At 61.6% G+C, this 20,914-nt stretch carries 18 protein-coding genes, 1 pseudogene and 1 riboswitch; of the genes and pseudogenes, 12 read left to right on the forward strand and 7 right to left on the reverse strand.

Features of this window, described 5'->3' with window-relative positions:
- Positions 1 to 214: 214 nt before the first annotated feature.
- From FFR93_RS22140 to FFR93_RS22150, 3 genes and pseudogenes are all read right to left on the reverse strand, one after another.
- Positions 215 to 1,198, reverse strand: coding sequence for a tripartite tricarboxylate transporter substrate-binding protein (locus FFR93_RS22140; RefSeq protein WP_064694452.1), 984 nt, complete (start codon positions 1,196 to 1,198; stop codon positions 215 to 217).
- A 228-nt stretch (positions 1,199 to 1,426) separates the two neighbouring features.
- Entirely contained in the window at positions 1,427 to 2,761 is a 1,335-nt protein-coding gene (locus FFR93_RS22145; RefSeq protein WP_138394797.1) for a sigma-54 dependent transcriptional regulator, read from the reverse strand.
- Positions 2,758 to 4,630: pseudogene (locus FFR93_RS22150) on the reverse strand (sensor histidine kinase). The gene FFR93_RS22145 and the pseudogene FFR93_RS22150 overlap by 4 nt, the downstream one beginning before the upstream one ends.
- Positions 4,631 to 4,739: 109 nt before the next feature.
- Here FFR93_RS22150 and FFR93_RS22155 point away from each other — a divergent pair.
- Complete coding sequence (locus FFR93_RS22155) at positions 4,740 to 5,402, forward strand: sulfite oxidase-like oxidoreductase (RefSeq protein ID WP_064708851.1); 663 nt, start codon at positions 4,740 to 4,742, stop codon at positions 5,400 to 5,402.
- On the opposite strand, the gene FFR93_RS22160 is transcribed toward FFR93_RS22155, so the two are convergent.
- The 3 genes from FFR93_RS22160 to FFR93_RS22170 are packed head-to-tail and all read right to left on the reverse strand — an operon-like array spanning position 5,387 to position 6,966.
- Complete coding sequence (locus FFR93_RS22160; RefSeq protein WP_246569382.1) at positions 5,387 to 5,956, reverse strand: hypothetical protein; 570 nt, start codon at positions 5,954 to 5,956, stop codon at positions 5,387 to 5,389. The two genes, FFR93_RS22155 and FFR93_RS22160, sit on opposite strands and share 16 nt — an antisense overlap.
- A gap of 53 nt (positions 5,957 to 6,009) precedes the next feature.
- Positions 6,010 to 6,744 (reverse strand): CbtA family protein, encoded by a 735-nt coding sequence (locus FFR93_RS22165; protein WP_138394800.1) that lies wholly within the window; start codon positions 6,742 to 6,744, stop codon positions 6,010 to 6,012.
- A gap of 12 nt (positions 6,745 to 6,756) precedes the next feature.
- Positions 6,757 to 6,966, reverse strand: a complete 210-nt coding sequence (locus tag FFR93_RS22170; RefSeq protein ID WP_138394801.1) for a CbtB-domain containing protein — start codon at positions 6,964 to 6,966, stop codon at positions 6,757 to 6,759.
- A 25-nt stretch (positions 6,967 to 6,991) separates the two neighbouring features.
- A riboswitch (cobalamin riboswitch) is annotated at positions 6,992 to 7,142 on the reverse strand.
- 55 nt (positions 7,143 to 7,197) lie between these two features.
- On the opposite strand from FFR93_RS22170, the gene FFR93_RS22175 reads away from it, so the two are divergent.
- The 5 genes from FFR93_RS22175 to FFR93_RS22190 all read left to right on the forward strand — a co-directional run bounded on the left by FFR93_RS22175 (position 7,198) and on the right by FFR93_RS22190 (position 13,688).
- Positions 7,198 to 7,752 (forward strand): histidine phosphatase family protein, encoded by a 555-nt coding sequence (locus tag FFR93_RS22175; RefSeq protein WP_064708847.1) that lies wholly within the window; start codon positions 7,198 to 7,200, stop codon positions 7,750 to 7,752.
- A gap of 236 nt (positions 7,753 to 7,988) precedes the next feature.
- The gene (locus tag FFR93_RS40980) at positions 7,989 to 8,222 is read left to right on the forward strand and encodes a hypothetical protein (RefSeq protein WP_171049237.1); all 234 of its coding nucleotides are present in this window, start codon (positions 7,989 to 7,991) and stop codon (positions 8,220 to 8,222) included.
- Complete coding sequence (locus tag FFR93_RS22180; RefSeq protein ID WP_138394802.1) at positions 8,222 to 9,790, forward strand: bifunctional diguanylate cyclase/phosphodiesterase; 1,569 nt, start codon at positions 8,222 to 8,224, stop codon at positions 9,788 to 9,790. The genes FFR93_RS40980 and FFR93_RS22180 overlap by 1 nt, the downstream gene beginning before the upstream one ends.
- A gap of 263 nt (positions 9,791 to 10,053) precedes the next feature.
- Positions 10,054 to 11,232 (forward strand): acetate/propionate family kinase, encoded by a 1,179-nt coding sequence (locus tag FFR93_RS22185; protein WP_138394803.1) that lies wholly within the window; start codon positions 10,054 to 10,056, stop codon positions 11,230 to 11,232.
- A gap of 71 nt (positions 11,233 to 11,303) precedes the next feature.
- Positions 11,304 to 13,688, forward strand: coding sequence for a phosphoketolase family protein (locus tag FFR93_RS22190; protein WP_138394804.1), 2,385 nt, complete (start codon positions 11,304 to 11,306; stop codon positions 13,686 to 13,688).
- Positions 13,689 to 13,735: 47 nt separating this feature from the next.
- Here FFR93_RS22190 and FFR93_RS22195 read toward each other — a convergent pair whose 3' ends face one another.
- Positions 13,736 to 14,626, reverse strand: coding sequence for a helix-turn-helix domain-containing protein (locus FFR93_RS22195; protein ID WP_138394805.1), 891 nt, complete (start codon positions 14,624 to 14,626; stop codon positions 13,736 to 13,738).
- Positions 14,627 to 14,744: 118 nt separating this feature from the next.
- Here FFR93_RS22195 and pobA point away from each other — a divergent pair, with 118 nt between their 5' ends.
- The 6 genes from pobA to FFR93_RS22225 all read left to right on the forward strand — a co-directional run bounded on the left by pobA (position 14,745) and on the right by FFR93_RS22225 (position 20,664).
- Positions 14,745 to 15,917, forward strand: coding sequence for a 4-hydroxybenzoate 3-monooxygenase (gene pobA, locus FFR93_RS22200; protein WP_138394806.1), 1,173 nt, complete (start codon positions 14,745 to 14,747; stop codon positions 15,915 to 15,917).
- A gap of 183 nt (positions 15,918 to 16,100) precedes the next feature.
- Complete coding sequence (locus tag FFR93_RS22205) at positions 16,101 to 17,273, forward strand: ABC transporter substrate-binding protein (RefSeq protein WP_138394807.1); 1,173 nt, start codon at positions 16,101 to 16,103, stop codon at positions 17,271 to 17,273.
- 66 nt (positions 17,274 to 17,339) lie between these two features.
- Complete coding sequence (locus tag FFR93_RS22210) at positions 17,340 to 18,203, forward strand: branched-chain amino acid ABC transporter permease (protein WP_138394808.1); 864 nt, start codon at positions 17,340 to 17,342, stop codon at positions 18,201 to 18,203.
- Between the two features lies 1 nt (position 18,204).
- Positions 18,205 to 19,206: a branched-chain amino acid ABC transporter permease gene (locus FFR93_RS22215; protein ID WP_138394809.1), complete on the forward strand. Its 1,002-nt coding sequence runs from the start codon at positions 18,205 to 18,207 to the stop codon at positions 19,204 to 19,206.
- A complete protein-coding gene (locus FFR93_RS22220) occupies positions 19,203 to 19,967 on the forward strand; it encodes an ABC transporter ATP-binding protein (RefSeq protein ID WP_138394810.1) in 765 nt (254 codons plus the stop codon). Before FFR93_RS22215 ends, FFR93_RS22220 begins: the two co-directional genes overlap by 4 nt.
- A complete protein-coding gene (locus FFR93_RS22225; protein ID WP_138394811.1) occupies positions 19,948 to 20,664 on the forward strand; it encodes an ABC transporter ATP-binding protein in 717 nt (238 codons plus the stop codon). The genes FFR93_RS22220 and FFR93_RS22225 overlap by 20 nt, the downstream gene beginning before the upstream one ends.
- Positions 20,665 to 20,914: the final 250 nt, after the last annotated feature.

Below are 20,914 nucleotides of genomic sequence, written 5' to 3' on the forward strand. Positions count from 1 at the left end.
CCTGGAGTTGGAGATGGTTCACGTGACGCCGTCACAAAGGAGCTAGCCCCCCCTCATCCGCCTCTCGGCACCTTCTCCCCTTAAACGGGGAGAAGGGGACACACCGCAAACCTCCCACCTCGGCCGCCGTTGCTCGTGGCAAATCCCGTCCCCCGCGCGTGGGGAGAGATTAGGGTGAGAAGCTCGTCCGGCACGTCGAACGAGGATTTGATCATCAGTCGGCGTATTCGCCGGCAGCCTCGATCACCGGCTTCCAGCGGGCGATCTCGGTTTCGAGCTTGGCTTTCAAAGCAGCAGGCGTTGCATCGGCGTCGGAAGACGGCGCGGTGCCGAGCTCGGCGAAACGGGCGCCGACATTCGGATCCTTCAGCGCCACCTGCAGCGACTTCGACAAGCGCTCGTTGACCTCGGCCGGCGTGCCCTTCGGCGTGTAGATGCCATGCCAGATACCGACTTCGAAGCCGGCCAGGCCGGCTTCGACAGCCGTCGGAACGTCCTTCAGCACGTCAAGACGCTTCGGCGAGGTCACGGCATAGGCCTTGATCGTGCCGCCGGTGATCTGCTTCGTCGTGTTGGTGGTCTGATCGCACATGATATCGACCTGGCCGCCGAGCAGATCGGTCATTGCAGGGCCGGTTCCCTTGTAGGGAACGGTCGTGAGTGGCGTCTGGATGGCGCTCATGAACATCATGCCGCAGAGATGCGAGGCCGCACCGATGCCGGCGTTGGCGACCGTCACCTTATCCTTGTTGGCCTTGACGTAGTCGATCAGTCCCTTGAGGTCGGTCGCCTCGAAGTCCTTGCGCGCGACGATCGTCATCGGCACCTCGGTGACGAGGCCGACATAGTCGAAGGCGCCGAGTGTGTCGTAGGCGAGCTTGCGATAGAGCGTGGCGCTGGTCGCCATGCCGATATGGTGCAAAAGGATGGTGTAACCATCGGGATCGGCGTTCGCCACGCGGCCGGCGCCGAGCGTGCCGCCGGCACCGCCGACATTTTCAACGACGATCTGCTGGCCGAGATCCTTCGACATGGATTCAGCGACAAGGCGTGCAACCGTATCGGTCGGGCCGCCGGCCGCGAAGGGCACGACCATGGTGATGGTCCGTTCGGGATAGGTCTGCGCCGAAGCGACGCCGGCGAGAAGAGAGACCGCGGCAGCCGCGGTCAGGCCGAGCATGGCCTTCAGTATTTTCATCGTTTCCTCCCTGATGAAACAAGCAAGCCCGCCGACACATCCTCCGCGCCGGTTCGGATCACCTATTTGCCGCCGGAAAAAATCGAGCTGCAATCATTGCCACCGCTTTCGCAAGACAATTATGCGACAGTGCGATGCAGCATGGGTCGATTTGGAAACAAACGGCTGCTGCGATGGGTGGAAATCCACCCATCGCAGCCCGAAGAATTGCGCAGCCAGCCAAGCAGCCTAGCTGTCGATGATCATCATCCGCTTGTCCAGCCCGTATTTCTGCATCTTTTCGTAAAGGGTCTTGCGGGAAATGCCGAGCGACTCATAGACCGGCTTGAGGCTGCCGCCATGCGCCACCAGGGCGCTGGCAATCACCCCTCGCTCGAATTCGGCGACCCGTTCCGCAAGCCCGGTCGCCTCCTCAGCCTGCCGTCCGCCGTTATCGAGGCCGAGCACCAGACGATCGGCAGCGTTCCTGAGTTCGCGTACATTACCGGGCCAGTCGCGCTGCCCAATGTCGGAGATCACCTCCGGCGGCACCGCCACTTCGTCGCGGCCATAGCGGGCGGCGGCCTCCCGCACCAGCTGCAGGAAAAGCAGTGGAACGTCCGCCCGCCGCTGCGAGAGCGATGGCACGTGCAGCGTCGCGACGTTCAGCCGGTAGAAAAGATCGGCGCGGAAGCGGCCGGCGGCTACCTCCGCTTCCAGATCCACCTTGCTCGTCGCGATGAAGCGCACGTCGAGAGGCACGACCTCGTTCGATCCGAGCCTGGAGATCACCCGCTCCTGCAGCACCCGCAGGAACTTCGCCTGCAGATCGAAGGGCATGGAGCCGATCTCGTCGAGCAGGATCGTGCCGCCGCGCCCATGCTCGAACTTTCCGTAGCGGGGCCTGACAGCGCCGGGAAAAGCGCCGGGCTCGTGGCCGAAGAGCTCGCTCTCGATGAGGTTCGCCGGCAGCGCGGCGCAATTGATCGCAATAAATGGCCGGCTCGCGCGGGCGCTGATATCGTGGAGCGCGCGAGCGACCACTTCCTTGCCCGCCCCGGTATCACCGACGATGAGCGTATCGGCATCGCTGGCGCCGATCGCGCGGATGCGATAGCGCAGATCCACCATAACCTGGGTGCGCCCCGGCAACCGCGCCTCGATGTCATCGCGTTTGCCGGCGACCGCCTTCAGCAGCCGGTTTTCGAGCACCAAGCCACGCCGCTCCATCGCCCGGCGAATGACGCCGGCGAGCATCTCAGGCGTGAACGGCTTCTCGATGAAATCATAGGCGCCTTCGCGCATCGCCTTCACCGCAAGCTGTACGTCGCCGTGGCCGGTGACGAGAATGACAGGCACCTCCTGATCGATCTCGCGGATCTTCTGCATCAAAGTCATGCCGTCCATGCCGGGCATACGGATATCGCTGACGACGACGCCGGGAAAGCTATAGCCGATCAGCTCCAGCACATGATCGCCGCTCGAAAAGGTCTCGACGCTGAAGCCGGAGAGCTCCAGCGCCTGCGCCGTCGAGTGGCGCAGTTCCTCCTCGTCGTCAACCAGCAGGATCTTGGCCTCGTTCATTCCGCCGCCTCCGGCATCAGCCCAGCCGCCGATTGCAGCTCGATGCGGAACACAGCGCCCCCTTGAGGATGATTAGCGGTGGTCAGGCTGCCGCCGAAATCCTTGACGATATTATAGGAGATCGAAAGCCCGAGGCCGAGCCCCTTGCCCACACCCTTGGTCGTGAAGAAGGGGTCGAAGATGCGCTCGGCGATTGCCGCCGGCACGCCCGGTCCGTGGTCGCGCACCGTCAGCACCACCTTGCCGGTCTCCTCGAAGGCGGAAACCTCGATGCGTCTGTCATCCAGGCCTTCTACCGCATCGGCGGCATTGGAGATCACATTCACCAGCACCTGCTGCAGCCGCACCGAACCGGCGCGCACGACCGGCGGCGGCGTTCCGAGATCGAGCCGGAGCTCGGCGTCCGCCGCCTTCAGCCGCCAGGCGATGATCTCCAGCGTGTCGCGCATCGCCTCGTCGAGTGAAACCGGCCCAAGCTTCTCGTTCGGCTTGCGGGCAAAGTTGCGTAGGTGCCGGCTGATCGAGGCCATGCGGTCGATCAGCCCGCTGATCCGCCTTATGTTGTCTCGCGCCTCCTCCATCCGGCCGCGGTCGAGCAGCACCGAAGCACTGTCCGTATAGGTCTTGGCGGCGGCAAGCGGTTGGTTGAATTCATGCGAAAGCGCAGCCGACATCTGCCCGAGCCCGGCGAGTTTGCCTGCCTGGATGAGATCGGCCTGCGTCTGGCGAAGCTGCTGCTCGGTCAGCCGTCGCTCGGCGATCTCCTCCTCGATGCGGCTGTTGACCCGGGCAAGATCGGCCGTGCGCTCCTCCACCCGCCGCTCGAGTTCGTTGCGCGCTTCGGCCTGCATCTGCATGCGCTCGGCCAGCCGCGCCCGCCGCTGGCGAATGACCGCTACAGCAAGCCCGGCGATGCAAAGGATGAGAAAGACGGCGACAAGCGCGGTGCGCGCCTGGGTGCGGATCGAGCTGGTCTCCATCAGCACATTCACCGTCCAGTCCTCCGCAGGCATGTAATGCGACAGCATCAGATACTCGCTTGCGCCCCGGTCGCTCGCAAGCGTCATCAGATCATGCGCCTCGAAGCGATGACGCGTCACCGGCAGCGCCGTCAGCTCCGCATTGGCATAGCGCCGCGACGTCTCAGTGCGGGCGATACGATCGGCCGTCAGCGGCAGGATCGCGCCATAGAGCCACTCCGGACTGCCGGACATGAAAATGATACCCTCGGGATCGGAGACGAAGATCTTGTATTCGCCGCCGCTCCAGGAGGATTCGATCATGTCGATGTCGACTTTGAAGACGATGACGCCGCGAATATCCGCGCCGACCCTGATCGGCGCCGAAAAATAGTAGCCGCGCTTCAGCGACGTGGTGCCGAGGGCGTAAAACCGCGCCTGCCGCCCTTCGATCGCTTCCTGGAAATAGGGCCGGTAGTTGAAATTCTGACCGATGAAGCTTCCCGGTCCATCATAATTGCTCGCCGCGATAGTCTCCCCGTCCGGCTTCACCACATAGATGTCGGAGGATTTCAGAAGCCCGTTGATCTCCTTGAGATAGAGATTGGCCGCATTACGCAACGCCGTATCGTCGGGCGCGCTGACCAGCTCCTTGATATCGTCGTGATCGGCGATCAGTGCCGGCAGCGCCTCGTAGCGGTTGAGGTGGCCACTGAGTGCCGAGACGGCAAGGCGCAGCGCGGTTCCCGCCTGGGCGGAAGCCTCTTGCATATAGGCGCGCGTCGCAATCGCGCTTCCATAGGTGAAGAAGGCGAAAATGGCGAGCGGCACCAACATGAGCGCCGCGATGGCACGATATCTCGAAGACAGATCCGCTCCTCCCTTCTGCCTTCACTCCCCAGCAAGGCATGCCCGACGCCTCAGTTTAATGAGGCAAGCGAGGATTTCCAAGGGCTCGCCAAAACTTGACACTCGGCAGGGACGGATGTCCTATTGCTGCGCCGCAAGGAGACCCGCTCATGAGCGACGACCAGACGCCCGCCGACAGCAAGCTCACCAACTCCAAGCGCCGCTGGGCGTCCGAGGGCAAGTTCCTGACCGGCCGCATCAGCAGGCCGGACACGGAACGCCTGCCGCCCGGCCAGCACCTCGTCAAGAACTGGCCGGTGCTCGATCTCGGGCAGCAGCCGGTCATTTCCACCGAGAGCTGGCGGCTTGAAGTGCGCGGCCTGGTCGAAACGACGCTCACCCTTGCCTGGGCCGATTTTCAGGCCATCGAGCAGAGCACCAGGGTCAGCGACATCCACTGCGTCACTACTTGGTCGCGCTACGATAACAAATGGAACGGCGTTTCGACGCGTGATCTGCTCGACCGCGCCATGCCGAATCCGGAAGCAGCCTTCGTCATGCTGACAAGTTACGACGGCTATACCACCAATCTGCCGCTTGCCGATTTCGCTGCCGAGGACGCGATCCTGGCGACCTCCTGGGAAGGCCTACCGCTGACACCGGAGCACGGTGGGCCGATGCGCCTCGTCGTGCCGCATCTTTATTTCTGGAAGAGCGCCAAGTGGCTGCGCCGCATCGAACTGCTAGCCGCTGACGAAGCCGGTTTCTGGGAAAAGAACGGCTACCACATGTATGGTGATCCGTGGCGCGAGCAGCGCTATTCCGACGACTGAGCCTTCGGCCGCAGGACGTGGCGAAGCGCAAGCACCGCGAGACCGAACAGAGCGGCCAGCCCCGTCAGTGACGCCATGCTGGCAGGATGAAGCGGCACCCTGCTCCAATTCGGCTTGACGATATTGGCGGTGTTAAAGGCCTCGCCGCTGAACTGGCAGGTGATGAAGGCAAGCCCGCGGCCCGCCATCTCGGCGTCGATGGCCGAGATGATTTCGCCCGCCGCGGCCGCCTCGCGCGGCATCTCACGCATCGCCATCAGCACGGCTTTCGTCGCCGCGAGATAGGCGTGGGCGCATTCGTTGAACGGGCTTTGCTCGTCCGTCACGCTCCCCGGCATCTGTCCCCAGAGGCAGTAGGAATACTGAATTTCCGCGTAGTTCAGGACACGCCGGAACGGTTCGTTCGTATCGGCCGCCCGTGATGCCAGCATGCTGATCTTGCTGCGATAATCCGAAATGACCGCCATTTCGCCGTGGGAAATTGCCGGAATCTCGAGGCCGGCATGGGTGCCGCCAGAGCTGCCCCCATGGGCAAGAGCACTTCCGATAAACATTGGCAACAGGCTTGCGATGAGACTGAGAAAAGCAAACCTGCCGATACGCCGCATCACCGGAGCGCCGGCCGCAGTCCGCTCTTGGCGACAAGATGCCGTTCTGCCAGCACTCCGAAAACAAGGCCGAGCGCTGCCCAAAGGATCGCGTGCATGCCAAGCGTGGTCGCGCGGAACCGCCAGAGCACCGTGGCCGAGAAATTCTCCGGCACCTCGTTGATCGGCGGCAGCAGATAGAGAACCGCGCCGATGAAGACGAGATAGGCGATGCCGGCGATGATCGCGCCGTTCCAGAGACCGAAGCGCTCGCCAAGGCGTCGCGACAGCGCGATCGCCGCAATCAGCGAGGCGAGCGAAACGACGATCATCAGGAAGAACAGTTCGGTCCTGACACCGATCGTATCGGAACTGCCGACCGCCGGCGGGTTGGCCGGATACTTGATGCCGGGAACCAGAACGACCGCCACGAAGGCGGCAAGGGCGATGACGGCCGAGGTGCCGCGGGGCGAAAGCCTGCCGAAGCGGCCGTGCACGAAAGCGAAGGTGAGCGAGAAAAGCCCGCCGACGGCGATGCAGTAGGCCATGACGCCTGTGAAAAGGCCGAGACCGGCCTGCGTGGCACGGCTGACGATTTCAGGCTCGGCAGCTTCGCCCGCCGCCTGAGCGTTAGCCTCCTCGAAGGCGATCGCCGCATCGACCAGCGGCTCGCCGACGGTATGGGCGAAGACAAAAACGAGGATACCAGCAATCAGGCCCGCGAGCATGCCGCGAAGCAGAAGGTTTCCAACCATGTCAGTATTCCCTTAGTGGCAGGGAAAGCCGAGGAGATGGCGGGCATCATGCACGAATTCGTGCACATACATGCCGTTGAACAGCGCCATCGCGCCTTCCTCGGTGCCGACGAAATAAAGAACGATCAGCATCAGCAGACCGCCGAAAATCCCCCAGGGAAGGATATCGCCGGCGGGGATCGGAGTCGGCGCAGCGACGGGCGCGAAAGTGGTGTCAGACATGTATTCCTCCGGAATGACGCGTTCAGTCGAAAGAGTGTTGTGCGGCAGGGTCTGACTTCCAGCGCGATGAGCTTTCGACACGCTGGTCACAGTGGCGCGACCGCGCCGGATTTCCACCGGCTTCCAAACCCGCAACAGCACGTTTATATCTGCACGCCGAAGAAACTGTCAACGAAACTTCACGAAGCGGCAAAGGCCGTCCCCATTCCATCCTCGGAGATCAGAACAACCGTGAATACGCGCCTCACCTGGATCTGCCACGGCGCGACGGCGGCGAACCGCAAGGCCCGGTTTCCGCTCGACGAACCGTTGGAAGAAAAGGCAGTGGAAGAAGCAGCCAGGGTCGCTGCGCTCCCTCACGCGGATCGTATTGTCACCAGCCCCGCCTTGCGCGCCCGCCAGACGGCCGACGCGCTCCTTCTCGAAGGGCGGATAGACCCATCGCTCCGCGACTGCGATCACGGTCGTTGGGCTGGCAGGTCGATCCAGGCGATCGAGTCGGAAGAGCCGGAAAACCTCATGGCCTGGATGACCGAGCCGGAGGCGGCCCCTCATGGCGGCGAGAGCCTTCTTGACCTGCGGAAGCGCGTCGCTGGCTGGATGGAGGCGCAGTCCGAGCAGGGCGGTCACGTCATCGCTGTCAGCCATGCGGCCGTCATCCGGGCGGCCGTCGCGCATGTGCTTCAGGCGCCGCCCTCCTCCTTCTGGCTGACCGACGTCGAACCACTCGCCATCCTTCGCATGACAAGCAATGGAAGCCGCTGGTGTTTGCGCTTCCAGCATTAGAGATTCCTTATTTTCTCCAGCCTTGCACAAGCAAATCGCGTCATCCCTGTTGAACCCGGTTTTGCGGGGACTACTTCCTTGTCCCAAGGAGATGGAAGAATGGCATATGATTGGAGTGGAGAGCGTACGCGGCGCCTGCGGTTGATGCGCGTCGCCACGTTCACGCTTCTGGCCGGTCTCATCCTCAGCGTTCCGCTGTTGATCGTCACCGCCTGAAGCACGAGAAAAGGCGAGCGATGCGTCAGCACGCTCGCCTTCGTTCTTCTGGGCATCTTTTCGGCCTGAACCTGCAGCAAGATTTTTCTCCTGAACGGGACCGGCGAAACAGCGTCGGTGCCGATCCTGGCTGCATTGCAACGCTGCCGACGGCCAACCTCAAACTGCCCCCTCTGATAATTCGCCTTCTAGTTTCAACGAACATTTCAGATTTTTGTGATATCCCGGCGCGGGTGGAGATGGAGAAGGCATAATGCCGGTGTTTTTCCAGAGCAGGGCCGGAAGGCAATGCATGTCGATCGTCGGTTTGGGGATAACCCTCTGGCTCCTCGCTGCCTTGCTGCAGTTCGACGACAGCCTGGTTTCCTTCATGACCGCATTCGGCAACTACGGCGCCGACAAGCTCGTTCTGGGGCTCGGCATCGCCGGCGCCATGAGCTTCATCTATTCGGTCCTGCGTATTGCCGATCTGCGCAAGGAAATGGAACTGCGGGTCGCCGCCCAGGCGAAGGCCGACTGGACGGCAACTCACGACCACCTGACTAAGCTGCCGAACCGATACGCCTTCGAGCGCAAAATTCTCTCACGGCCGGTCAGGAACGACGACGAAATCGAGGAATGGGACAACAGCGTCACCATCTTCTCCGTAGACCTCGACGGCTTCAAGAAAGTCAACGATCTTGTCGGCCACAAGGGCGGCGACGTATTGTTGATCGAAGTGGCCAGACGCATCTGCGCGCTCGGCAATGCCGATTGCGTCTACCGGTTCGGCGGTGATGAATTCATCATCGTTGCCTTCGCTCTGACGGCGGAGCGCGAGGAACGTTTCGCCAAGCTGCTGATCCAGGCCGTCACCCGACCGATTCATATCGACGGATTTGCCGTAGAAGTTGGCGCCAGCGTCGGTTACGATCGATGGGTCGAGGGCAGCGAACCGCTGGGAGACGCCGCCCATCGTGCTGACCTCGCCATGTATGAGGCCAAATCACGCGGCCCCAACCATTATCTCGTCTTCGAAACTTCGATGCAGGACAAAGTAACGGAGCGCGCTTCCCTGGAGGCCAGACTGCGCGCCGCAATCGCCACCAAAGCTATCAAGCCGTTCTATCAACCGCTGATCGACCTGAAGACTGGCCAGCTTTGCGGTTTCGAAGCCCTCGCACGCTGGATAGACGAGGATGGTGTCAACATTCCGCCGCCTGTTTTCATCGACATCGCCGAAGAAACCGGGATGATCACCGCCTTGTTCGAGGATCTCCTTGCTCAGGCCTGCAGCGATGCGCTCACCTGGCCGGCGCATGTCATGCTGTCATTCAACGTCTCCGCGGTGCAGATGGAAGACCGGCTGTTGACGTCCCGCATCCTTAAGGTCCTTTCCGCAAGCCGGCTGCCGCCACAGCGCCTTGAAATTGAGATTACCGAAAACGCGCTGATACAGGATCCCGCTGTCGCCGCCGTCATTCTCGAAGAGCTGCATGCCGCAGGCATCCAGATCGCCCTCGACGATTTCGGCACAGGCTATTCGAGCCTCGCCCAGCTCGCCCGCTACCGCTTCGACAAGATCAAGATCGACAAAAGCTTCATCGCCACCTATCGCGACGACGAACGCCAGGAAAAGATCGTCCGCGCCATGCTTGGCCTCGGCAGAAGCCTCAATATCAAGACGACTGCGGAAGGCGTCGAGGAACACGGCCAGCTTGCCTTCTTGCTGCAACTCGGCTGCGACGTCGGCCAGGGCTATCTTTTCGGCAAGGCGATGCCTGCCGACGAGGCCAGCATCTTCATCCGCGATCGTAACGCCAATCTGGCATCCACGGCCTGACCCCCGCGCAATTCAGCAGACGGCCCAAGCTTTTGCGGTCCGGGTCGTCCCATACGCACCGTCAGCATGCCGCGTGCCGGTCGGCCATTGCAGGCCGGAGCTCTTGCCGTCATTGTGCCGTCTACACCCATGACGGCACGTGCATGGTCGAGGCTGGCAGGCGTGGCGATCGGTCGAAGTGACGGCGACCGCCGCTGCCTTTCCAGCGGGAGTTTCGGCGCTAAGTTCGGCCATCGTGACGACGGTGCGGAGTCTCTGAAGACATGTCATCAACCGACCTCCTCCTGACCTTCAATGCCGGCTCATCGACCGTGAAGATCGGCGTCTTTTCAATCGAGGGCGCCGAGGCACGGCACCTCGGCAAGGGCGTCATCGATCTCCGCGCCGAACCGCTCTCCCTCGGCCTGACCAAGGGGTCGCAGAGAGTTGACATGCCGCTCAAAGGGAAGCTGACGGACGATCTGCACGGGGTCATCGACGAGACCTTCACGCTTCTCGCCGATCATTTCGATATGACTGCCGCTGCCGCTGCCGGCCACCGCGTCGTTCATGGCGGTGAGCGCTTCACGAGCGCCGTCGCGCTAGATGACGACGCTATCGAGGGGATCGAAGCCCTGATCCCGCTCGCCCCCCTGCACCAGCCGCAAGCGCTACGCTTCATCCACGCGCTCCGCCATCTGAAGCCGCATCTTTTGCAGACGGCCTCCTTCGATACCGCCTTCCATTCCACGCAGGACGATCTGGTTCGCCGCCTCGCGATACCGCGGTCCTTGCATGACGAGGGGATCAAGCGTTACGGCTTCCACGGGCTTTCCTATAAGTTCATTGCTGGCGAACTTGCGCGCAGGGCACCGCATGCGGCAAAGGCCGTGGTCGCCCATCTCGGCAGCGGCGCCAGCCTCTGCGCGCTGGAAGACGGCATCAGCCGCGACTGCAGCATGGGCTTTTCGACCCTCGACGGCATCCCGATGGCGACTCGCCCGGGCTGGCTCGATCCCGGCGTGATCCTGCATCTGGCAGGAGAGAGAAAGCGATCCCTGCGAGAGATCGAGGATTTGCTCTATCACCGCTCAGGCCTGCTCGGCGTTTCCGGCATCAGCGCCGACACGCGCTATCTGTTGAAGGACGGCCGGCCGGAAGCGCGCCAGGCGATCGACCTCTTCACGCTGCGCATTGCCGGCGAGATCGGCCGCATGGCGGTAACGCTCGGCGGCCTCGATGCCGTCGTCTTCACCGCCGGCATAGGCGAGCATCAGCCGGATGTCCGCGCCGGCGTGGCGGAACGGCTGTCCTGGCTCGGCCTTTCGATCGACGAGAAAGCCAATGCCGCCAATGGTTTCATGATCAGCACCAGGGAAAGCCGCATGGCCGCCCATGTCATTGCCACGGACGAAGAACAGGTGATCGCCGATGAGGCGCTGTCCGTTCTTCGCGCCCGCTGATCCAGATCAATGGCGCGCCGGCGCCGGCGGCTAGAATTGACGTTGAAAGCGTTTTCGAACGGGAGAAGCCCATGGAAAAGCATGTCTCGACCGCCGCCGCCCTGACCGATGCTGAACTCACCCTGATCGACCGCTATTGGCGGGCGGCCAACTACCTCTCGGTCGGCCAGATCTACCTGCTCGCCAATCCGCTGCTGCGCGAGCCGCTGAAACCCGAGCACATCAAACCCCGCCTGCTCGGTCACTGGGGCACGACACCGGGCCTCAACTTCATTTATGCGCATCTGAACCGCCTCATCCGCGCCCACGATCTCAATATCATCTACATGTGCGGCCCCGGTCACGGCGGGCCTGGCATGGTCGCCAACACCTATCTCGAAGGTACCTACAGCGAAATCTATCCCGATATTTCCGAAGACACTGAAGGGATGCGCAAGCTCTTCCGACAATTCTCGTTTCCCGGCGGCATCCCGAGCCATGCGGCGCCGGAAACGCCGGGATCGATCCATGAAGGCGGCGAACTCGGCTACGCCCTCGTCCATGCTTTTGGCGCTGCCTTCGACAACCCCGACCTGATCGTCGCCTGCGTCGTCGGAGACGGAGAGGCAGAGACCGGGCCATTGGCCGCCAGCTGGCATTCCAACAAGTTCCTGAATCCCGCGCGCGACGGCGCCGTTCTGCCGATCCTGCATCTGAACGGCTACAAGATCGCCAATCCGACCATTCTCGGCCGGGCGGGTGACGACGACCTGCGACGTCTCTTCGAAGGCTACGGCTACGAGCCGTTTTTCGTCGACGGCCACGAGCCAAGCGACATGCATCAGCAGATGGCCTCGACCTTCGACCAGATCTTCGACCGCATCCGCGATATCCAGGTGCAAGCCCGCAGCGGCGCTGCGAAGGGCTGCCCGCGCTGGCCGATGATCGTGCTGCGCAGCCCCAAGGGCTGGACCGGGCCGAAGGAAGTCGACGGCAAGAAGGTGGAAGGCTTCTGGCGAGCCCACCAGGTGCCGGTCTCCAATTGCCGCGAGAACGAAAGTCATCGCAAGATTCTCGAAGACTGGATGCGGAGCTACGATCCCGAAGACCTGTTCGATGCCGATGGCCGGCTGAAAACCGATCTGCGGGCACTGGCGCCCGTCGGCAACCGCCGCATGGGCGCCAATCCGCATGCCAATGGCGGTTTGCTGCGCCGGGAACTCAATGTTCCCGATATAGGCGAATATGCGGTTGACGTGGTCAAGCGCGGCAGCGTCGTGGCCCAGTCGACGGAGATCCTCGGCCATTACCTGCGCGACACGATGAAACTCAACGCAGAGGCGGCAAACTTCCGCGTCTTCGGCCCCGACGAGACGGAGTCGAACCGCCTTGGCAGCGTCTTCGAGGTCACGAACCGTGTGTGGATGGAGGATATCGAACCATTTGATGTCCATCTCTCTCGCGATGGACGCGTCATGGAAGTACTTTCGGAACATCTCTGCCAGGGATGGCTCGAGGGCTACCTCTTGACCGGCCGGCACGGCCTCTTTTCCTGCTATGAGGCCTTCATCCACATCATCGATTCCATGTTCAACCAGCACGCCAAATGGCTGAAGGTGACGCGCGAACTCGAATGGCGGAAGCCGATCTCATCTTTGAACTACTTGCTGACCTCGCATGTCTGGCGCCAGGACCATAACGGCTTCAGCCACCAGGACCCAGGCTTCGTCGACCTCGTCGCCAACAAGAAAGCCGACATCGTCCGCATCTACCTGCCGCCGGATGCCAACACCCTGCTCTGGGTCGGCGACCATTGCTTGCGCACTTATGACCGCATCAATGTCATCGTCGCCGGCAAGCAGCCGGAGCCGCAATGGCTGTCGATGGACGAAGCGGTAAAACATTGCGAAGCCGGTATCGGGATTTGGCACTGGGCAAGCAACGAGGACGACACAATCTCTCCTGATCTCGTCATGGCCTGCGCCGGCGATGTCCCGACGATGGAAACGCTCGCCGCCGTCGATCTTCTGCGCAAGGCCATTCCCGAGCTAAAGATCCGGACCGTAAACGTCGTCGACCTATTAGCACTGCAATCCAGGGACCAGCATCCGCATGGCCTTTCCGAGGAGGCCTTCGACGCGATCTTCACCACAGATAAGCCGGTTATTTTCGCCTATCACGGCTATCCCTATCTCATTCACCGCCTGACCTACAAGCGCACCAACCACGAGAACATCCACGTCCGCGGCTTCGTCGAGGAGGGAACGACGACAACGCCTTTCGACATGACTGTCCTCAACGAACTTGACCGCTTTCATCTCGCCATCGAAGCCATCGAGCGGGTGCCGGGCCTGAAGGAGAAGGCGAAAGACGCGCTCGCCGCCTTCCGCGGCAAGCTTGCGGAGCATTACGACTACGTCAGAGAGTACGGAGAGGACATGCCGGAGGTGCGGGACTGGACGTGGCCGACGGCGTGAGACATCTGCGAGTGACGCGCGACGCGGCATAGCCGAATGCCGGAACGCTATGCCCGTTCAAGCCGAGCTTTTTCGTTCGTCCGCCAAACCCGTGGCGTTGCGCCGGTGTATTTTAGAAAGAAGCGCGAGAAATAGGCGGGATCGGCAAAGCCGAGGCGAAATCCGATCTCCTGCACGCTGCCGATCGCAAAGACGAGCTGGCGCTTCGCCTCTTCGATCAGTTTGCCGGCGATCAACTCATGCGGGGTTTTTCCTGTCATCGACCGGACGATACGGGTGAGGTGCGTCGGTGAAACTCCAAGTTCCTTGGCGTAAAAGGAAGCGGGCTTGTGCGATCGAAAATGCTGCTGAATGAGTTCGTTCAGCATGTCCATCCGCCGTTCGTTCTCGTTTGACATAAGCTCATGTGTATCCCCCTCATGGGAAATCCGCGCCGTCAGTCGCAACGCCAGCCCCACATAGGCGCCCAATACTTCGTTGCGGCCACCGCGGCGGTTTTCGAATTCGTCACCCAGCCTCCTCAGCGTCTGCATGACGTAGGCAGCCTCCGCATTATCCGGGTCGAGCGGCGTCAGATGCGGCATCGCCAGCCACTCGCCGAGACTGCTTCGCTCGCCCGGGGGATGGCTGAGATGGGATCTCAAGATGGTGATCACGAGGCCGTCGATATCGCGTGAGAAGCGAAAACCATGGTTGAGCCCAGGGGGAATCGTGATGACTGCGGGCGGACGAATGGCATGGCTGTTCTTGCCGAAAATCGCATCGCCCGAACCGGCTTCGATGTACAATATCTGAAAGAAGCTCTCGTGGCGATGAAGGCGAATCTCCCATTGATGCAGGCTGCTGCGGGAGCGGATTGTTTCGCAATGCAACCAAAAATCGGGTGATCTCCCGGTATTTTCGCCATAGAGCTCGTACGTCGGTATATGCCTGCTCATCGGCTGCCTCCCCCGCCAATGTTCGATAATTGCAATTTTTCGGCCGGAATGTCCATTGTTGCGGCAATGGCGGCAGGGCAGAATCTAACAAAACGCAAAAATGCGAGGGAGGAAGCATTTGCGAACTAAAGTCGCCATTATCGGTTCGGGGCCATCCGGCCTGCTGCTCGGTCAGCTTTTGACCGAAGCTGGAATTGACAACGTCACCCTCGACCGCGTGAGCAAGGACTATATCCTCGGCCGCGTCCGCGCCGGCGTGCTGGAGGAAGGCACTGTCGGGCTGTTGGACGAGGCCAAAGCTGGAGCAAGATTGCATGCCGAAGGCTTGCCGCATGACGGCTTCTCACTGGCCTTCGACGGGCGCGACCATCGCATCGATCTTCACGAACTCACCGGCGGCAAGCGCGTGACCGTCTATGGACAGACCGAGGTGACGCGCGATCTCATGGAGCGGCGGGAAGCTTGTGGCGCCGTTTCAATCTATGACGCCGCCGATGTGGCTCCGCATGCTATCGACGGTGGCTCGCCCTTCGTCACCTACCTGAAGGATGGCATCAGCCACCGCATCGATTGCGATTTCATCGCCGGCTGCGACGGCTTTCATGGAATAAGCCGCAGAGCCGTTCCCGAACAGGCGATCCGAAGTTTCGAGAAGGTCTATCCCTTCGGCTGGCTGGGGCTGCTCGCCGAGGTGGCGCCCGTCAGCCATGAACTGATCTACGCCAACCACCCGAGGGGCTTCGCGCTCTGTTCGATGCGCTCGGCCAGGCGCAGCCGTTACTATATCCAGTGCCCGCTCGACGCGAAGATCGAAGACTGGAGCGACGAGCGCTTCTGGGACGAGTTGAGACGGCGCCTACCGGCTCATCACGCCGAGGCATTGAGGACCGCCCCATCCTTCGAAAAATCGATCGCGCCGTTGCGCTCCTTCGTCACCGAGCCCATGCGTTTCGGCCGGCTTTTCCTCGTCGGCGACGCCGCCCATATCGTGCCGCCGACCGGCGCCAAGGGGCTGAACCTTGCAGCAAGCGATGTCCATTACCTCTTCCGCGGGCTCCTCGAACATTACCGCGAAGGCTCCGACAGCGGCATCGACGCATATTCGCAGACGGCGCTCGCCCGCGTATGGAAAGCCGTGCGGTTTTCCTGGTGGATGACGACGATGATGCACCGGTTCCCCGATACAGGCGATTTCGATCAGAAGATTCAGGAAGCCGAACTCGACTATCTCACGCATTCTCGTGCAGCCTCCACGGTGCTCGCGGAAAACTACGTGGGATTGCCGTTCTGACACGGAGGTTGCGGGAAGAAAGCTGCGATACGCCGGTGAACAGCGACATTCAGGACGACACAGAACCATAACCGGCAAATCATGTGTTTGGGGATTTATTTCATTTTACATCACCATTTCGCATGACAAGCTAACCTGAAATTCAATACGGCGCTGGAGTACGCCGAAAAGGGAGAGAGAAGAATGAGGAAGCTGTTTCTGGCCGCCGCGGCGGCTATCGCCATGGGCGCTAGCGCCTATGCCGACACCATCAAGGTCGGCGTCATCGGGCCGTTCTCTGGCCCGTTCGCGCTGCAGGGCAAGAACTTCAAGGCCGGCATCGACGCGTATATGGCTGTCAACGGCAACAAGGTCGGCAGCGACACGGTCGAGATCGTCTATCGCGACGTGCCGCAGGCCGATCCAGCCCAATCGAAGGCACTCGCGCAGGAACTGATCGTCAAGGAAAAGGTCCAGTATCTCGCCGGCTTCTATTTCACCCCCGACGCCATGGCGGTGACGCCGATCCTGAAGCAGGGCAACGTGCCGATGGTCATCATGAACGCCGCCACCTCGGCGATCGTCACCAAGAGCCCGCTCGTCGTACGCACCTCGTTTACAACATGGCAGACCTCGACGCCGATCGCCAAGGTTGCCTTCGACGCCGGCGTCAAGAAGGTGATTTCGGTCGTCAGCGATTACGGGCCGGGTATCGACGCCGAGAATGCGTTCAAGGCCGGTTTCGAGAAGACCGGCGGTGAGGTAGTCGAGGCGATCCGCATGCCGCTCGCGACCAACGACTTCAGCCCGATCATGCAGCGCATCAAGGATTCCGGCGCCGAGGGCGTCTTCGCCTTCCTGCCATCGGGCCCGACGACGCTTGGCTTCGTCAAGGCTTATAACGAGAACGGCTTAAAGGCCGCCGGCATCAAGTTCTTCGCGCCTGGTGACCTGACGCAGGAATCCGATCTGCCCGCCCTCGGCGATGCCGCACTCGGTATCCAGACGACGTTCCACTATGCTGTTTCCCACGACTCCCCGGAGAACAAGGCCTTCGTCGAGGCTGCCGCCAAGGCGATTGGCAACAAAGCCGAACTCTCCTTCCCCTCGGTCAGCGCCTATGACGGCATGTATGTCATCTACAAGATGATCGAGGCGACCGGCGGCAAACAGGATGCTGAGAAGGCCGTCGATGCGGTGAAGGGTCTTGCCTGGGTAAGCCCGCGCGGTCCGGTGTCGATCGATCCGGAAAGCCGCCATATCACGCAGAACATCTATCTGCGCGAAGTCACCAAGGCCGATGACGGAACCTACATCAACAAGGAAATCCAGACGTTCGAGAAGCAGGGCGATCCGGGCCTTGCGGCGGCCAAATAAATCGAGCCTCAGAACCTGCGGCGGGCTTGGACATCAGAGGCGCGTTGCATTGAAGTGGGTATTTCCATGCAGACAGTCTTCAGCATAGCCGTCGACGCGCTTGCCTATGGCATGGTGCTCTTCGTGATATCGATCGGACTATCCGTCACCATGGGGCTGATGCGTGTCGTCAACCTGGCGCACGGCGCCTTCGCCATGATCGGAGGCTATATAGCCTCCTATGCCGCACGCGACCTCGGCCTTGGTTATGCGGTCGCGGTCGTCGCCGCCGTCGTCGCCACCATCATCATCGCGATCCCGCTCGAGCGTTTTCTATACCGCCGCATCTATGGCGCCCCTGAATTGACCCAGGTGCTGATGACCATCGGAATCACCTTCTGCATCATTGGCATTGCAAACTACGCAATGGGACCGACGCTGAAAACCATACCGCTTTCCGGTGCCCTGCAGGGCTCTGCCGATCTCGGCTTTCGCACTATTCCCATTCACCGGCTTTTCGCGATCCTTTGCGGCCTCGCCGTTGCACTCGCGCTCTGGTTCGCAATCGAGAGAACCAGCTTCGGCGTCAAACTGCGTGCCTCCGTGGATGATGCGGCGATGGCTGCGGCACTCGGCGTGCGTACCGAAATCATCTATGCGGTGAGCTTTGCCGTCGCAGTCGGGCTTGCCGCTTTCGGCGGCGTGGTCGGGGCCGAACTCCTGCCGGTCGAACCCTATTACGCGCTGCGATACATGGTCACCTTCCTGGTCGTGGTTTCGGTCGGCGGCGCTGGTTCCATTCCGGGAGCGCTGATCGCCTGCCTGTTGCTCGGAGCAATTGACACGACGGGACGATATCTGATGCCGGAATTCGGTGAATTCTTCTTCTACCTCGCCGTGATTGCCATCATCTGCGTCTTCCCGCGCGGCCTTGCCGGAAGGATGAAATGAGATGGCGCTTGTCATGAACAGCGAAAACGAACGTGTCCAGCATCAGCGCAGCTTCAGCGGCGATCTCGTCGGAATAACAGCCATCATGGCCATCGGCGCGATCGGCTACTTCGCGTTACCCGACAATCTCGCGCTCTTGACGCGGATGATCACGATCGCCCTGCTCGTCCTGTCGCTCGACCTTGTTACCGGTTATTGCGGCGTCGCCACGCTCGGCCATGCCGCGCTCTTCGGCTCCGGCGCCTATGCCGCCGGGATCTTATCGGCGCATTACGGCATTAACGACCCGCTGCTGATGATGCTTGCCGGCGTTGCTGCCGGTGCGATTGGCGGACTGCTGTCGGGCGCAATCATCCTGCGCGCACATGGATTGCCGCAGCTCGTACTATCGATCGCCCTCATCCACCTCTTCCATGAATTCGCCAACAAGGCCTCGTCCTGGACGGGAGGCAGTGATGGGCTTTCCGGCATCGCGCCGGACCCGATCTTCGGGCTTTTCGAATTCGACCTCTACAGTCAAACCGCCTTCTTCTTCGGAATGGCACTGCTGTTGATCGTCTTCGTGCTGCTGCGATGGCTGGTCCGCTCGCCCTTCGGCATGCTCTGCCGCGGCATCCGGCAAGATCCGCTGCGCATCCGCGCCATGGGTGGCTCGCCGAAGGCGGCCTTCATCAGGATGTACGTCATCTCCGGCGCCGTTGCCGGTGTCGGCGGCGCTCTGAATGCAATCTCGACCCAGGTCGTTGGCCTCGACAGCCTGTCCTTCACCCAATCGGCGGAGGCGCTGGTCATGCTCGTGCTCGGCGGCACCGGCTCCCTCTTCGGCGCACTCTCCGGCACCGTCATCTTCATACTCTTCGAGGATTACGTCTCCGCCGCCAATCCCTTCCACTGGCTGACCATGGTCGGGGCGCTGCTGATCGCCGTCGTGCTGTTTGCGCCGAAAGGCCTGTTCGGCACGACTGCCGCCTTCGTCAGCCGCCGGAAGGAAGCGCGCGCATGAGCCCGGTCTTCGAAGTCTCCAACCTCAGGAAAGCCTTCGGCGGCCTGGCCGTCACCAACGATGTCTCGCTGGCGATGGCGCCGGGCGATCGCATCGCGCTGATCGGTCCGAACGGCGCCGGCAAGACCACCTTCGTCAACCTCGTCACCGGCAATCTTTCTCCGGACTCCGGCGAGGTTCGCCTCGGCGGCGAGGCGGTGACGAGGATCGATGCGATCGGGAGGGTCAAGCGCGGCCTCGTGCGATCCTTTCAGGTGACGCGGCTTTTCCAGGACATGACACCCGCAGAACATGTGGGACTTGCGGTCCTTCAACGCGACGGAAAGACTAAGCGGATGTTCGGAGATTTCCTCGCGATGCCTGAGGTGATGGCAGAGGTCAAAGAACTCTTGGGAAAACTCGGGCTGGCGTCGCTGATGCATCGCAGGGTGAGCGAGATAGCCTATGGCCAGCAACGGCTGCTCGAAATCGCGGTGGCGCTGGCGCTGAAGCCGAAGGTGCTGCTGCTGGACGAGCCGGCTGCCGGCGTGCCGCAGAGTGATACCGGCCGCATCGAGCAGGCGCTTGCCGACCTTCCCGGCGATCTCGCCGTGCTGATGATCGAACACGACATGGATCTCGTCTTCCGCTTCGCCAAACGCGTCATCGTACTTGCGGCGGGCGCAATCATCTTCGATGGCCTGCCAGCCGACGTCACCAAGGATGCGCGCGTGCGCGAGGCCTATCTCGGGAGTTATGCCAATGCCAGCCCTGTCGCTTGAGGTCGACAATCTCTCGGCCGGATACGGGCCGACGCGGGTGCTCGAAGGTATCTCCCTCTCCGTCTCGGCAGGCGCCCGCCTTGCCGTGCTCGGCCGCAACGGCATGGGCAAGACCACGCTCCTGGCAACCCTTGCCGGCCAGACCAGGAGATATGAAGGCCAGATCCGCCTCGGCGGCTCGGATGTCTCCGCAGCACCGAGCGCAACGCGCGCCCGTAAGGGTCTCGGTTATGTGCCTCAGACACGCTGCGTCTTTCCGACGCTGACGGTCGAAGAGAACCTTTTCGTCGGCCTGAAGGGGCGGCCGAAGACGGCGCTGGAGGAAGCCTATACCCTGTTCCCGCGACTGAAGGAGCGCCGCCGCAACCTCGGCAACCAGCTCTCCGGCGGCGAGCAGCAGATGCTTTCAACGGCCCGCACCATTCTCGGCCTGCCTTCCGTTCTGCTGCTCGACGAGCCGCTCGAGGGCCTTGCGCCTGTCATTTGCGAGGAACTGATGGCCGCCTTCGCCGATCTTGCCAAAAAAGGCGATATGACCATCCTTCTTGTCGAGCAGCGCATTCAGAGCGCGCTCGATTTTGCCGATCAAGTCATCATCCTCGAACGAGGGCGGCTGGCCTGGACGGGAACGCCGGAAACTCTGGCCAGAGATCAGCAGGCCCTTGAGCGCCTGCTCGGCGTCGGCGGCCTTCATTGACATGCGCTGAAGAACGATCGGCGCTGCCGATCAAATCAAGTTCAGCTTCAGTCTGCGAGGAGCGCAGAACAACAGATACAATATATCGTCATGATGACGTCATCGGTTACGCGGCATTATTATCCCGCCGTCGATTTATCCTTGCGAAATAATCGGCAGCGATCTCTGTGTTTGACTAGTGAGCTGCAGATATCTGGATCCACGCGATCTGACCTGTAGAGTTGATCGCCGGACCGGTCATTTTTCGTTG

Source organism: Rhizobium sp. MHM7A, from assembly GCF_005862215.1.
Lineage (GTDB): Bacteria > Pseudomonadota > Alphaproteobacteria > Rhizobiales > Rhizobiaceae > Rhizobium > Rhizobium bangladeshense.